The sequence below is a fragment of the Bradyrhizobium sp. I71 genome, from assembly GCF_022354745.1.
GTDB lineage: Bacteria > Pseudomonadota > Alphaproteobacteria > Rhizobiales > Xanthobacteraceae > Bradyrhizobium > Bradyrhizobium liaoningense.
This window is the reverse complement of sequence record NZ_CP059398.1, coordinates 5,563,038-5,577,780: the sequence shown is the minus strand read 5'-3', so window position 1 is coordinate 5,577,780 and position 14,743 is coordinate 5,563,038. Positions and strand designations below refer to the sequence as shown.

Below are 14,743 nucleotides of genomic sequence, written 5' to 3'. Positions count from 1 at the left end.
CGGAGCGACGACATCCAATCGGCAATGCGGCATGTGCTGCGCACTTGATCTTTCGCAAGCCGACGGCGTGGAGATGCGCGAAAGTTGTCGCCATTCAGACCCAATTTGCAGCGCGGGAGAATGCGCGATGGACGCATCGAGCTACATTCGCTGGTTCAGGGACATACGTCTCGCCGACGTGCCGCTGGTCGGAGGCAAGACGGCATCCCTGGGCGAATTGTATTCGGCGCTGACGCCGGAGGGCGTCAAGGTCCCGAACGGCTTTGCGCTGACCGCGGCCGCGTATCGGGACGCCCTGACCGAGGCGGGCGCATGGGACAAGCTCGGCCGGCTCCTCGCCGGGCTGGACAAGCGGCGGATCGCCGATCTTGCCCGCCGCGCCGCCGCCGCGCGCGCGATCGTTTACGCGGCGACCGACCGGGAGGATCTGCGCCATCAGGTCAGACAGGCGTATCGGCAGCTGGAGCAGGAATACGGACGCAACGTCGCGGTCGCGGTCCGCAGCTCGGCCACGGCCGAGGACCTTCCGACCGCAAGCTTTGCCGGTCAGCACGACAGCTTTCTCAACATCCGGGGCGCAGACGGGCTGATGGAGGCCTGCCGCCGCTGCTTTGCTTCACTGTTCACGGATCGTGCGATCTCCTATCGGATCGACAATGGCTTCGATCACTTCAAGGTCGCGCTGTCGGTTGCCGTGATGAAGATGGTCCGCTCGGATCTCGCGGCAAGCGGCGTCACCTTCACGCTCGATACCGAGACCGGGTTTCGCGACGTCGTATTCGTGACCGGCGTCTACGGACTCGGTGAAAATATCGTGCAGGGTGTCGTCGACCCCGATGAATTCTACGTTCACAAGCCGACGTTCAATGCCGGCTTCCGCGCGGTTCTGTCGCGCCGCCTGGGATCGAAGGCAAAGCGGATGGTCTACGGCCGCGGGCACAATACGACCCGGAACGTAGCAACGCCGGCGAATGCGCGCCGGCAATTCTGTATCAATGACGACGAAGTCCTGACGCTGGCCGAATGCGCGATGCTCGTCGAGAAGCACTACTCGCAAAAGTCCGGCAAGCCGACCCCGATGGACGTGGAATGGGCCAAGGACGGCAAGGACGGTTCGCTCTACATCATCCAGGCCCGGCCCGAGACGGTCGCCTCGCGGCGGAAGCCGGAGGCGCTCGAGAACTATGTCCTGAAATCGTCCGGGACGGCGCTGGCCGAAGGCCGCGCCGTCGGGGAAAAGATCGCGACAGGACGCATCCGACTGATCAGGAACGAGCGGGATCTCCAGAAATTCCGTCCGGGCGAGGTGCTTGTCGCGACGGCCACGCGCCCGGACTGGGAGCCCGTCATGAAGCTCGCCGCCGCGATCGTGACCGATCATGGCGGCCGGACCTGCCATGCCGCCATCATCGCACGCGAGCTCGGGGTGCCCGCGGTGGTCGGAACAGGCGGTTTCAGCAAGAGAGCCAAGACGGGCGTGGCGGTGACGGTATCCTGCGCGGAAGGTGATATCGGCCACGTCTTCGAGGGGACCCTGCCATACGAGGTCGAACGGACCGCGGCCGAAAGCGTGCAGAAGCCGCGCACCGAAATCATGGTGAACCTCGGCAATCCCGAGGTCGCGTTCAAGACCGCATCCCTGCCGAGCGATGGCGTTGGCCTCGCGCGCATGGAATTCATCATCAACCAGCATATCGGAATCCATCCGATGGCGCTCGCCTGCCCCGACAAGGTGACCTCAGCGCGGGACCGGCGGAAGATCAAGCTGCTGACCGCACGCCACAAGCAACCGTCCGAATTCTTCGTCGAGCGGCTTTCGGAGGGCGTCGGCACCATCGCCGCGGCATTCTATCCCCGGCCGGTGATCGTGCGCCTCTCCGACTTCAAGACCAATGAATATGCGAACCTCCTCGGCGGCGCCGATTTCGAACCTCACGAGGAGAACCCGATGCTCGGCTTTCGGGGCGCCGCGCGCTACGCGCACCCTGCCTATGCGCAGGGTTTTGCGCTGGAATGCGCTGCATTGAAGCGGGTGCGCGAGGCGATGGGCCTCACCAATCTCAAGATCATGATTCCGTTCTGCCGGCGTGTCGAGGAGGCGCGCAAGGTCATTGCAGCCATGGCAAGTCATGGCCTCAAGCGAGGCGAGAGCGGCCTGGAGATATTCATGATGTGCGAGATCCCGAACAACGTCATCCTGATCGACCAGTTCGCGCAATTGTTCGACGGCTTCTCCATCGGCTCCAATGACCTCACCCAGCTGACGCTCGGCGTCGACCGGGACTCCGAGATCGTCGCCTTCGACTTCGACGAGCGCGATCCCGGCATGCTGCAGATGCTGTCGATGGCCGTGCTTGGCGCCAAGCGCAACCGGCGCCACGTCGGCATCTGTGGCGAGGCTCCCGCCAACTATCCGGAGATCGCGAAATACCTGGCTGAGCTCGGGATCGATTCGATCAGCGTGAATCCGTCGAGCGTGTTGCGGACCATCGAGATCGTCCGCACCGCAGAGCGCGACAGTGGGGAAGGCCGGCGGGCTGTGGGCTAAAGCATGATCCGGAAAAGTGCGCAGCGTTTTCCCTCACGACAAACGCGGAACGCGTTTGCGCGAAGATCACGCTAAAGCGTGATGGGATCAGGTTGGATTGCTACAAACGAAGGTGCACTCCCTCTCCCGCTTGCGGGAGAGGGTCGGGGAGAGGGTGTTTCCGCAATGGGACAATCCCCAAGAGGAGAAAGCCCTCACCCGGCGCACGGGACGAAGCTTCGCTTCGCCCGGACGCGCCGACCTCTCCCGCAAGCGGGAGAGGTGAACGAGCCGCCGCCGCAATCGATTCAACCTAAAGCCATTCCGATTTAAAACTTAAAACAACAGCCCAAAGCGCGATGACGATTCATCCTGATCGCATCGCGCCTTAGCAGCGCTTGTTCCTGCGATGTACGCCAAGCGCCTCACGCACCTCGTCGTCCTCGAGGGCATCCCTGATCGCGCGGTCGGCCGGCCTGGTCTCCAGCACCGGCGCGCTCCGATCCGGCGCGGGGACCTCCGCCTTTCGCTCGGCCGCGCCCTTCTTCGCCGCCTGGCCATCCTGGTCCATTGCACACTCTCCTGGGACGTGGACGTCAGTGCGACATCAGCAGGCAGACCGGCGCGTGCCGCAGAAGGCTCTGCGTCATGCCGCCGAAAACCCACTCGCCCAACCGGCTGTGCCCGTAGCCTCCGGTCACGATGAGGTCGGCGCCGACATCGGCGGCCAGCCGAACGAGGTAGCCCGCGTCAGGCTCCGCCGTATGCACGCGCACCTCGTGCTGGCAGCTCACGCCGTGACGCTGAAGATATCTGGTCACGTCCCGCACCCGGTCTCGCGCCGCATCCTGTTCGCTCGACGTGCAGATTTCGGCGACCGTGACCTGCGAGGCCCGGGTCAGAAATGGCAGCGCGTCCCGAACGGCCAGGCGCGACTCCCGGGCATCCTTCCAGCCGACCACGATCCGATCGCCCGAAAATCGGGTGACGCCGTCCGGCACCGAGAGGATCGGACGGCCCAGCCGCAACATCGCTCCCGCCGCATCGAGGTGGCGGGAGTAGTTCGGCTTCAGCTGGCTGCGCCTCACCACGACGAGATCCGCCGCCCTGGACTGCTCGACCAGGAACTCGGTCGGGAAACCGATCGTCCAGCGCCATTCCACCTTTTCATGCGGCAGGCGAACGATGCGCCTGAACCACGCCTCCTTGTCCGACAACGTTGCGCGTATGCGCTCGAGATCCTCCGCACTCGTCTGTTCGATGATCACGCCTTCGGCGACGAACGGTGGATCGATTGCGATGGCCGAGACGCCGAGCAGGGCGGCTTCAAAGCCGTTCGCGACCGCCTCGGCGACGGCAATCTGCCCTTCGTCCTGCTGCTCGGCATCGACGTAGACCATGACGCTGGCAAGAGACATGTCATTGCTCCATTGCTCGAATGGAACCTTTATCCCGCGTTTCCCAATCGTCCCGTTGACGCAAATCAAGCGGTCCACCCGCTCCCTGGTCCCGATCAATCCCTTCGGCACGAAAGGCGGCAAGATGCCGAGAACCAGCTCCCGCTCGAGACGTGTCAGATCAAGCGTGTGCGATCATCGCGTGCTCCGGCTCCGAGGCGACCTTGATGGCGATCAAGAGGCGCGCACCCGCCACAGCGTCGCGGCAAGCAGGAGATAGGCGGCGCAAGTCCACATCGCCTGCCAGTTCGCCGGCCCTTCGTTGAACCCCACATAGACCGCCGCTCCGACAAACACGCCCGCAAACAGCGTCTCCGCCACAGGACGGCTTCCCTTCCCGGGTGGATTGAGCAATGTGACGGTCGCGAGAGGTAACGCCGCCATGGTGAGAGCCGCAAAAGGAAAGTCGATAAAGCGCGGGTCGAACACAAGCCCGAGCGCGGTGGCCGTACCGATCACGGCCGTTCCGATCAGGGCCAACCCGTGCATGGTCACGAGCATCGACTCCGTCCGATAGCCTTTGGGGCCGAGCAATTCCTGACAACTGGGCAGTGGGCGCCCCGACATCAGGGCGTTGGCACCGAGCACCGGCGAAACCGTGGCGGCCACCAGCAGAGAGCTCCACAGGAGCCAGCCACCCATTCCGATACTTTCAAAGAACACCTTCTGGGCGGCCACGCCAAACAGGATTCCGGCTGTCGTCGCCGATATTGCGACCCCAAACCATGAAGCAAGGCCAGCGCGCCCGGGCTTACGACGCGAGGTCAACCACGCCGCGCCGAAGACCAGCGTCGCCAGCGCAATTCCACTGCACATTTGCAGCTTCCAGAGCGGAAAGTTGCTGACGGGAATGCCGGCAGGATATTTGAGCACGCGCTCCTCGCCTCCGAACAGACCCCATGATCCGCCGACCGTGCCCTCGATCTCTCGCTTCCAGGATTCGTCATAGGCTTCGAACAGGTTGACGCGGAAATGCTCGCGTCGGGCAAGGTCGAGGACCTCCGAGACCACCCGAGCCTGATTGACAGGGGACGGCAACGCCGATTCCCGCATCCGTCCCTGGCTCGGCCAACCTATTTCTCCGATCAGGATTTCCTTGCCCGGAAAAGCCGCCGCGACCTGTCGGCGTATTGCGTCGGCGTGCGTAACAGCGGATTCCGCTGGGATTGGCACGTTCTCCCAATAGGGCAGGATATGAATCGTGACGAAATCGACGACGTCATAGAGTTCACGATTGCTCAGCCAGAATTCCCAGACGTCGGCATAGGTCACGGGGACACTGACCTGCGCCTTCACCGAGCGGATCGTGTCGGCGAGATCGGATACAGTTATGTCCTTGCGCAGCAGCGTCTCGTTGCCGACCACGAGCGCGATCACGGTCTCGGGATATTCCCTGGCGAGGCGTATCGCCGTCGAGATCTGCGTTCGGTTCTTCTGCTGGTCCTTGTCGAGGAAAATGCCCTGGATGACCTTCAGCCCCGCTCTGGCCGCAAGTTCGGGGATCTGGTCAAGACCAAGATCGTTCGCATAGGTCCGGATGCAGTCGGTTATCTCCGCCAGCTGGGCAAGATCCTCCGCGATCTGCTCCCGCGATACCTGCGTCGCAGGCGAAAGTGACGTCTGATGGTTGCGGAATGGAGCGTATGAGATGCACTGGACCTTGTCGTTCGGATCGATGGGTGCGCGCACCAGATGGACTGGAGTCCCCAACCACCACCACACGACGGCGATGGCGCCCAGCGATATCAGGAAGAGCGCAAGCGAAACGCGGACAGCATCCCGGGGTCTTGCGGCAGGCGCGACGTGACTGGCTTCCCCGCTTGGCGAGAGCAACAGCCTGGAGAACCAGCTTGCTTTCCGAGGATAGACCAACTGATCACACGTGAGATGCCGCTTTTCACCTGCCGCCATGTCGCGGACGCGCCGCATTGCTTCAGTTGCGCGCCTGCGATCGCGACTGCATGAGAAGCAAGGGGATCATGCAATTGAACTTGTTCGACGGTCGCTCCCGAAGGAATTATAGGATCGCTCGCATTTCCACAAGCCGGTTGATTCTGGCCAATTCCGGTGCGGCGAACGCACGGCCCGTAATGGATGGGCCCATACGGTGCATAGTAACGTCCCGCAGGATAGGAGACCGGGGCCGGATAGTAGGGATATGGGCCCAATAAAGCCTCCCACGGCGGCTCCTGTCAGCATGCCAACGGCAAAACCGCCGATCACCCCCGCGGAGATGCCGCCCCCTGGACTGGCACGGATCACGCGACGGACGACCGATCGAAATGAGACATGACGATTGCCGGGCTGCGATGCGCGCCCGTCATCTCAGAGAGATCGTGATGCGGCTGAGATTGGCGGCGAATTCCACCCCAGCCTTGGGTCCCTGCAGCACCATCGTGACGCCCTTGTCGTTCCGGAGATGGACGCCATTGACGCCGCCGACCAGAGCGGCGCCGCCACCGACAGAACTGTAGGTGCCGGCGAAGTCGCCGATGTGGCGAATTCCTGACGCCCAACCATCGAGCCGACCGACCGTCGCACCAGCGGTGATGCCCAGGCTGACGCCAGTCATGCGGAACGGATAGTTGCGGCCACGATAGGTCAAAACGCCGCTGCCGGCGCCACCACCGACCAGCAGGCCCGCCTTCACGATCTTGACGCGCACCTGACCGGATGCCTGGGCAAGCGAAGGCGTCACCGGCACTGAAACTGCCAGCAGCGCCAGCGCCGCCAGACGAATGACGAACGCTCGCCGTGCAGGGCGCATGTGGTCAAGGCTTGGCAGCATCGACTTTCTTCCAGGTCTGGTCGGGATCGAACAGCGTGGTGCGCTGCGCGACGAACTCCGTCCGCCTGCCGAGGTCCTTCTGGTAGACGGTGCCGGCGTGATTGACCAGGAAGGTCATGACGCCGGAATTTCCGTACTCCGCAGGCCAGGCGATCAACGCAAAGCCACCGATCATCTTGCCCTTGACCACGTAGTTGAGCGCGCCGCCCGGCGCATCGGACCCCTGCCCTTTGAGGATACGGAAGTAATAGCCGTGATACGGCGCCGACTTCTCACCAGCCTTGTAGCCTTCGGCCGAGGCCTGTGCCGCCAGCGCGCCAAGCGGGCTCGGGTCGCTGTCGTCCCACCAGAACAACCCATCCTTCTTGCCGGCCGTGGAGACAATGCGTTGCGCGTAGACGCCTGCGCCCTCGCCGCGATCCTTGTCGGCATATTCGTTCTGGGCATCGACATAGGCGAGACAAGTCTGGATCGCATCGAGCTCGTTGCGGCCGATACGGCGACGAAGCACCTCGATGCGTCCTTCGTCGGTGTCGAACTCCCAGCCCGTTCTGGTGTTGACGAGCGGAATCGGGAACGGGAAGTCCTCGGGTCCGAGCATCAGCGTGGCCTTCTTGTTGCCCTCCGCCTTGATCGCATGCTTGGAGTCATACATGGAGACGAAGCGTGCACGGATATCGGCATCGGCGACCTCGTCTCCGGACGAGACGATGTCGGCCGCCGATCTGCCGAGGACCTTCAGGATCTCACGCGGACCACTCTTGATCGCGGCTGCGAGCGCGGACCCCGCCTCCTCAGGCGTCCGGTAGGATTGCTGTGCCAGGCCCGCGGTGCACATCAGCGCGAGCGCCATGACGCTCGGCAGAACAGCGCGACGACATGATTTCAGACCGATCATGGCGTCACCTCCGCCGGGATCGTTGCGCCGGCGGCGAGCCAGTCGCGGTAGGTGCGGAATTTCAGGCCGAGCTTCTCGTAATGGACCCGCAGATACCCGTCGCTGCCGCGCATGACGGCGTTCGGCATGATCTGCTCGACCTCCTGCGCCATGACGCCGACATAAGCCTTGTCGCTGCCGATATAGCTGAAGCGATAGTAGCCGAGCCCATTGCCGAGATGGCCGAGCAGGACGACATCATGCTTCAGCGCGATGTCGGAACGCCGGCCGCCGCCGCCACCACCGCGGCCGCCTCCTCCGCCTCCGCCGCGGAAGCCGCCGCCACCCCCCATCGACATTCCGCCGCCACCACGGCCGGCCATGCTCGGTCCGCCTCCGCCGCGCGGCATGCTCGCCATGCTGGATCGACCGCGCGCTGACGCCGCGGCCGCCGACCGCCCGGACGAGACGTTCATGGCGCCGCCACGATTGCCACCACCGCCGCGGTTTGCCGCACCGCCACCGGCGCGGTTCGCCGCCTTGGCGCGATCGCCGCCACCTTTGGCACGATTGCCGGCACCTTTGGCACGATCGCTTGCGCCCGCGCGATCGCCGCCACCGGGACGATCTCGCGTACCGGCACCGGCGCGATCCCCTGCTCCCTGACGATCGCCGCGATCGCCCGCACGGTCACCTGCACGGTCACCCGCGCGGTCACCCGCGCGATCTCCAGCACCCTGATTGGGACGCAGCACCTGATTGCCATCGCGGCCGCGGAAATCCATCCGGTCCGACGCGCCGGCCTTGATATTGTTGTTGCCAAAACGCTGCGACACGTTCGCGTTGTTGTAGCGCACGCCCTGACGATGCGTCGGATTATGCTGCCAGCCGGCGTTGATGTTGGTGGCCCGGTGATTGACGTAGACGTTGCGATTGCCCCAATTGCAGCCGCCTCCCCAATAATTGCCCCAGCGTCCGATCGCCCAGGCCGTACCGAACGCGAGACCCGCGGCGATTACGCCGGCGCCGATATACGACGGATATCCGAAGTAATAGGGAGGATACTCCGCATAGGGCCACGACCCATAGACCGTTGCCGGATCATAATACGGAACGTAGATCGCTTCGGGATCCGCCGACTGAATCACGACGACCTGCTTGTTCTCCTGGGTCTGAACGCTGACCTTCTGCTGCTTCGTCGTAACAAGCTTCTTGTTGTCATAGGCCTTGGTACGCAGGCGCTGGATCGCGTCCATCACGTCCGGCTGCTGGGCGAGGAACGCATCGCCCAGATTCTTGGTCCAATCGATCTTGTCGCTCATCATGGCGAGAACGTCCGCCGTGCTCGCGAGCGCCTTGACACTGTCGTCCCAGGGCTGCTTGTCGACCTCGGTTTTCAATGCATCGCCCTTCAGTGACTTGCGCTCCTTGAGCCATCGGTCTGCCTGCACCACCTCAAGTGGGTAGGTGGAGGCGGCCAGCACGTTTGCGAGCAGATCGTCCGGGTAAAGAGCGATCGGTGCCACGAGAGCTTCGATCTGCTCGGGCTTCAGCAGTTCCGCGGACGCCGCGGCCGGGCTCGCCGGTTGCATCGCCGGGGCCGCCGGCTTGTCAGACGTCTGCGCGAACGTTGCGACGGGTGTCGCCATAAGCATCATGAGCGCAATCAGGGTCTTGCCGCTACGAAACATCGCATCCTCCATCGTCGAGGCAAGTGTCAGCATCGGTGCGCCAAGCCGGCCTTCGTTGACAAAGATCAAAGAAACCGCGCGCATGCGATTTGCTGCGATGCGCCCGTCGACAGTTCGGCGACCGACGGTCAATGCGCGATGGGCAGCCGGATCGTGAACAGCGCACCGCGCGATGGCTGGTTCTCGGCAACGATCTTGCCGCCGTGGGCTTCAACGATGGTCCTGACGATGGCAAGGCCCATGCCCATGCCTTGCGGCTTGGTGCTGAAGAACGGGTTGAAGATATTCTTCACGTCCGCGGGAGCAATTCCCGGCCCGCTGTCGCCGATCCGGATCTCCGCAAACGCATCGGACTGGGCCGTTGCCACATTGATCTCCCGCTCCGTCGCACCGGCCTGCGAGATCGCGTCGATCGCGTTGATGATCAGGTTGAGAATGACCTGCTGCAGCTGAATGGGATCGCCCTTGACCCGCAGCACGCTGGCGGATGGCGCAAACTTCAGGGCAATTCGGCGCCCATCGCTGACAGCGGACAACAGCCTGATTGCCTCGCCCACCGTGTCGTTGAGGTCGATGTTGGCGATCTCGAACGGCGTCTTCTTCAGGATGCTGCGCAGCCTGCGGATCACCTCGCTGGCCCGCTGATCGTCGCGCCGGATATCGGCGAGAATTTCTCCGATTTCCGCCAGATTGGGCGACTCGCTCTTCAACATCAGCTCCGCCGTCTCGGTATTCGTCAGGATCGACCCCAACGGCTGATTCAGCTCGTGGGCGATCGACGTGGTCAGCTCCCCTGCCGCCGCGTACCGGTTGACGTGGGCCAGCTCCGCAAGACGCTGCCGGGACTCGACCTCGGCCACGAGCCGCCGGCGTCGCTCGTAAAGCAGGCCGCCGATCAGACCCGCCTGGATCAGGATGACGGCGGCGAGCATTGCGATCTGCCAGCGGTACGTCTCCCAAAGGCCAGCCTGCCGAAACAGAACCTCGCTTCCAGCGGGCAGGTCGCTCTCGCTGATGCCCCAGCGCTGCATTTCACGCCAATCGTATTTCGGAGACCCCAACTGGAGGGGCTCGAATTTCATCGTGCCTGGTCTCTCGCCGGCCAGGATGCGGATCACGGCATCGACCGTCTTCGTGGTGGTCGCGCCGATCGAATGCATCGGCCCGCCGACCGTATAGCCGTTGAAAAACGGCTCCTGGTAGGAAAATATCGGAGCGTTGGCGACGGCGCGAAGGCTGCGCAGGGCGAGATCGCTTTCATGGACAATGCCGGCCCCGTCGACCGACATCAAGCCCCAGAACAGAACGGTGTGCGGCGGAAGCACCGATGCTCTCCTCAGAATCTCGTCGAACGACAGTTCATTGTACCAGACGAAGGCCACGCGCCCTTCGAAAGGTGTCGTCTCGCGCTTGATCTCGTCGAGCCAGAACTTTTCCAGGCGAGAAGCGCCGATCACGACAGCGATCGTCTTCGTGTCCGGCAGGACCTTGAGGACGCCGTTGAAGGCAGCCGAGAAGTTGTTCTGGACGGAGATCACGGTGTCGTTGTCGGTCAAGTCCGCGCGGTTCACCAGCCGCTCTTCGACCACGGTCAGAACCATCGGCGTATCGGGAAAAAGCTGATCGCGATATTTCTGGGCAAATCGCGCAGCCGGCGCCCCGATGCTAACAACAACATCTGGAGGTACGCCCGCGTAGAGGGAGCGAAGATAGTTGACGAACGGCTCTTCCGGCCCGGGGTTGTTGAACCGTGCCGTCAGCAGGGTGTGCTCCTGGACGTCGAGCGGCCACTGCGCCTGCTGCTCCAGCACGGCCTTGATGCTTAGCGCATACTCGCTCCATGGGCGAAAGTCTCGCCCGAAGGAATGCAGCAACAAGATCCGTTTGGGCGCGCTGCGCTCGGCCCCCATCGCCGGCGCGGCGACGACGACCAGAAAGGCGACCAGGCAAGCGGCGAGACACGCGGCCCGGCCGGACGAGGCGCCTGCAGCACTGGGGACACGTCCGCTCATGCTCTCTTTCGGCGGCCACAATGATCGAACGGCTCTCATCAAAGCACAATTCGAGCACGGCCGCACGGAAGAAGCGTCTCGCCCTGCCGGGTGTTGTCAGCAGCGCGTCACGACCCGGCCATAGGCATCGACGACCTGCACGCAGGAGGAGCCGTAGTAGGCACCGGCAGCAACTCCCGCCGCTCCTACGGCGACCGCGCGGCGTGTGGTTCTCCGGGCAACACCGGCATAGCTCATGGGAGTCAACGGGCGCCCGACCCTCGCCTGGGCCTCGGCAAAGAACCTTCCTTCGATGAGGCCGTTTGTTTCATTCGAGGACAATCCGGCGCTGAAGGCGGTTACCCCTGCGGCAAACAGGATGACTTTTCGAAGCGCGATCATTTCTTTACTCCTGTCGGTGTACCAGCGGGAAGCTCGTCGAAATCTGCAATTGCGGCACCCTCCAGATCGACCTTGGTGGCGCCCGCCGGCGCAACGAATGCGAAGGCATCGGCGTTCAGAGCGTCAGTCTTCCAATCCTTGATCCGGAGCGTGTATTGCGGCGCCCCGGCGAGTGTTTTGCTGGTGATGACGTATTTGTGCGGCACGGGCTTGGCTCCGGCCTCGATCCAGATCTGCCAGTCCGTGTCCGGCGTGCGGAACGCAAGATGCTCGCACTCGACGCCATCGACGACACCCTGCCCGATATGCTTGCCCTCGATGACGGTGGCCATCAGTTCGTCGAACGTATTGGAGAGCAGCAGGTCGGCGCCCGGCATCCCGGCGCCGGAACGCGCCTGAAGCGCGTCGATCATCTTGTCGATGGTCCCGGGCGCGTCTGCCTGAACATAGCTCTTGGCATTGTTGCCATAGATCGAGATCAGCTTTCCGTCATAGACCAGCTCGACATCGGCATAACCGCCGGTGCGCCTGACCCGGAGCTTGTCCGGGCGGCTCATCTTGATCTCGCCGGAGCTCGCGAACTGGATCTTCTGGAGTTCGGGCGTGATGATCTCGATGTCGCTGTCGAAGGACGCGGACAGCGTCTTCTGACCGGCGAGATGGTCCGACATCGACTTGAGAATCTTGGCCGGATCGTCCGCGTGCGCCCGGATGCCAGGAGCGACCACAACCGTCGCCGCTCCGAGCATCGCGTAGATCGTCTTGTGAACACGTCTGTTGGATTTCATGTCTATCCTCCCGGGGATGAACGGCACTTGACGCCTACGCGCACGCAGTTGCTTGACATGCATCAAGCCTGCGCGACCGCTTGCTCAATTGAACGGGCAGCGATGATAGATGATCTCCATGTCCGCCATTCCCGGAAACAGCCGGGCGATGCTGTTCGCATCGAGCTGCTTCAGGCTGAACTGAACACTGGACAGCATGATGTCCGTCGCGCAGGACGCGACCAGGTTGACATTTGGACCATCGTCCTTTCGTGCCTTGACCGTGCACCGCGCGAACTTGCCGATCAGCTGCCTGCCATCGACGATGAAGCCGCCGCCGTAGACTTCGGACATGTCCGTGAAGCCGAGCTTCCCGCCTTCGCGAGTGAACACCTTGTCGCATTGATCCGCGCTGCTCGCCCAGGCGCCGTTCAGCTCGACGGCCCCCGCGCCACTGGCTGATGCGAACAAGGCGCCGAGCGATAGCGCTGCCGCGGCGACCAGCGCGCTCACATCATGCATGCATATATTCGTCATCAGTGACCGCCCCCGAACACCAGCGTCTTGAATGGCAGCAGCAAAGCCTGGATGCGCAGCAGCAAGGCATGCACGAACCCGATGCCGTCGATGACATGGAGTGCGATCTTGCGGCCGGTCGACGTCTTGGGGTCGACGATCTCGTCGTGATTGCTGGTGTAGGCATTGACGATGCAGCTGCTGCCGGCCGTCACCCCATCGAGACCGCCTTTGAAAAGCGGGTCGAGGAACACGAGAATGGTGCCGGGTTTGGCAAGGTTCTGCGCCTCGATGAGTTGCTCGCCGGACCGGAACTGACCCGCTGCGATGTAGTCCTGAACGGACGTCACCACCAGAGGGATGATTACCCATGGCTTCGAGATGCAGGTCGCCTCGGCGACCATCCCCTCCCGCATGATGCCGGACTCGATCTGGCCGAATCCGGCCTGCAACTTGGCCTGACCGGCCCCCTCGGGAATGAGGATACCGGCCGGCCGCATCAACTGATTGACCACGTCGCCGGAGCGAATGAGGAATTGTTCAACGCGTCCGTCGACGCCGGCGCGAACGAAGGTCTTGTCCAGGTCAACCTGAGCCTCGGCCTGCGCGGCTTGAGCGCTCGCCTTCTCCGCCGGCAAGAGCGTCGAGACCCGCAAGGCCGCCGACTGCAACGTGGCCGTCGCCGCGTCAATTCCCGCCTGCCGCTGATCGACCATGACCTGCAGCTTCTCGATATCGCGCTGCGGCACGATGCCGGGATTTCGGCGCTGCAGCTCGATCTTGACGTCCAATTCGTCCTTTGCCTGCTGATAGTTGGCCTTTGCTTCCCCAAGCTGCGCTTCAGCCTTGGCCACGTCGGACTTCGCGGTCTCCAGTGAGGCATCGATTTCCGCGACCTTGCGCGTGGCGGTTTCGAGCGCGGCTTTCTGCTTCGAACTGTCCAGCGTGAACAGGACGTCGCCCTTCTTCACCGCCGCGCTGTAGCCGAAATTGACGTCGACCACGCGCCCCGAGCCCTCGGGCAGGATCGGGACGGTCCGGAACAACAGCGCCGCGTTCTGGGTCGCCGGATGGAAGAAGAAGACGCTCGTGATCAACGCCACCGTCAGCATCAGGCAGCCGGTGATGCCCCATCTGAGCTCGTACCAGACGGAGAAGAGCGTGATCTCTTTGCCGAACCGCTTGCCCTGCACGAAACGCCGATAGAGATAGTCCGGAAGAATCGTCAAGAGCGAGCAGATGGTAAGCTCAAGCATGGCTGGGTACCTTGCTGCTGGATGCCGCCGGATGCAGTTCCTGGGGCCGTGTTTCCGTCGAAGGCGTATCAACGGCGGTCACCCGATCGTCGTCGCTCGGCGACGCACCGTCCGCGATCCGCTCGACCGATCCTGCGATGCTGCGCAAGGGCGTCCCAAAATCCGGAAGCTCGATCATCGCGAGCACCAACGCCGCAATCCAGTAGAGATGCTCGTGCGTGAACAGCGCGATCAAGGCCAGCACCGCCACAATCTCGAACTGCAGCTTCTGCGTCTTGTGGGCCATGCGCTCGGGCAGGCTGTGCAGATACAAGTAAAACAGCCCGACGCTGAAAACTGCGCCGATCAAGAATAGCCCGGTCACTACCATCAGCCAGTCGGTCTCACCGGGCGCAACAATGTAGAAGGGCAGATGATGCGGGCCCATCGGGTGCAGCTGCTCGCTCAACATTCCCTCCTGACCGGGACGGC

The 14,743-nt window shown here is 63.2% G+C and carries 13 protein-coding genes; 1 reads left to right on the top strand and 12 read right to left on the bottom strand.

The window, feature by feature from the left end; genetic code table 11:
- Positions 1 to 127: 127 nt before the first annotated feature.
- Positions 128 to 2,548 carry a phosphoenolpyruvate synthase gene (gene ppsA / locus FJV43_RS26880; RefSeq protein ID WP_239622047.1) on the top strand — a complete coding sequence of 807 codons (2,421 nt, stop codon included), beginning with the start codon at positions 128 to 130 and terminating at the stop codon, positions 2,546 to 2,548.
- 367 nt (positions 2,549 to 2,915) lie between these two features.
- On the opposite strand, the gene FJV43_RS26875 is transcribed toward ppsA, so the two are convergent.
- The 12 genes from FJV43_RS26875 to FJV43_RS26820 all read right to left on the bottom strand — a co-directional run bounded on the left by FJV43_RS26875 (position 2,916) and on the right by FJV43_RS26820 (position 14,720).
- A complete protein-coding gene (locus FJV43_RS26875) occupies positions 2,916 to 3,098 on the bottom strand; it encodes a hypothetical protein (protein ID WP_239622046.1) in 183 nt (60 codons plus the stop codon).
- A gap of 25 nt (positions 3,099 to 3,123) precedes the next feature.
- Positions 3,124 to 3,945, bottom strand: coding sequence for a universal stress protein (locus tag FJV43_RS26870; RefSeq protein WP_239622045.1), 822 nt, complete (start codon positions 3,943 to 3,945; stop codon positions 3,124 to 3,126).
- A gap of 213 nt (positions 3,946 to 4,158) precedes the next feature.
- The gene (locus FJV43_RS26865; protein ID WP_239622044.1) at positions 4,159 to 5,913 is read right to left on the bottom strand and encodes a beta-(1-6) glucans synthase; all 1,755 of its coding nucleotides are present in this window, start codon (positions 5,911 to 5,913) and stop codon (positions 4,159 to 4,161) included.
- Positions 5,914 to 6,304: 391 nt separating this feature from the next.
- Positions 6,305 to 6,772 (bottom strand): hypothetical protein, encoded by a 468-nt coding sequence (locus FJV43_RS26860; protein ID WP_239622043.1) that lies wholly within the window; start codon positions 6,770 to 6,772, stop codon positions 6,305 to 6,307.
- Complete coding sequence (locus tag FJV43_RS26855; protein WP_239622042.1) at positions 6,756 to 7,670, bottom strand: DUF2950 domain-containing protein; 915 nt, start codon at positions 7,668 to 7,670, stop codon at positions 6,756 to 6,758. The genes FJV43_RS26860 and FJV43_RS26855 overlap by 17 nt, the downstream gene beginning before the upstream one ends.
- The gene (locus tag FJV43_RS26850) at positions 7,667 to 9,340 is read right to left on the bottom strand and encodes a DUF3300 domain-containing protein (protein ID WP_239629619.1); all 1,674 of its coding nucleotides are present in this window, start codon (positions 9,338 to 9,340) and stop codon (positions 7,667 to 7,669) included. The genes FJV43_RS26855 and FJV43_RS26850 overlap by 4 nt, the downstream gene beginning before the upstream one ends.
- Positions 9,341 to 9,468: 128 nt before the next feature.
- Positions 9,469 to 11,352: a HAMP domain-containing sensor histidine kinase gene (locus FJV43_RS26845; RefSeq protein WP_239622041.1), complete on the bottom strand. Its 1,884-nt coding sequence runs from the start codon at positions 11,350 to 11,352 to the stop codon at positions 9,469 to 9,471.
- A gap of 96 nt (positions 11,353 to 11,448) precedes the next feature.
- On the bottom strand, positions 11,449 to 11,733 hold the full coding sequence (locus tag FJV43_RS26840; protein WP_061878346.1) for a hypothetical protein: 285 nt from the start codon (positions 11,731 to 11,733) through the stop codon (positions 11,449 to 11,451).
- Positions 11,730 to 12,521: a DUF2092 domain-containing protein gene (locus FJV43_RS26835; RefSeq protein ID WP_239622040.1), complete on the bottom strand. Its 792-nt coding sequence runs from the start codon at positions 12,519 to 12,521 to the stop codon at positions 11,730 to 11,732. The genes FJV43_RS26840 and FJV43_RS26835 overlap by 4 nt, the downstream gene beginning before the upstream one ends.
- A gap of 84 nt (positions 12,522 to 12,605) precedes the next feature.
- Positions 12,606 to 13,022 carry a hypothetical protein gene (locus FJV43_RS26830; protein WP_239622039.1) on the bottom strand — a complete coding sequence of 139 codons (417 nt, stop codon included), beginning with the start codon at positions 13,020 to 13,022 and terminating at the stop codon, positions 12,606 to 12,608.
- A 14-nt stretch (positions 13,023 to 13,036) separates the two neighbouring features.
- The gene (locus tag FJV43_RS26825) at positions 13,037 to 14,272 is read right to left on the bottom strand and encodes a biotin/lipoyl-binding protein (RefSeq protein WP_239622038.1); all 1,236 of its coding nucleotides are present in this window, start codon (positions 14,270 to 14,272) and stop codon (positions 13,037 to 13,039) included.
- Positions 14,265 to 14,720 (bottom strand): hypothetical protein, encoded by a 456-nt coding sequence (locus FJV43_RS26820; protein ID WP_239622037.1) that lies wholly within the window; start codon positions 14,718 to 14,720, stop codon positions 14,265 to 14,267. The genes FJV43_RS26825 and FJV43_RS26820 overlap by 8 nt, the downstream gene beginning before the upstream one ends.
- Positions 14,721 to 14,743: the final 23 nt, after the last annotated feature.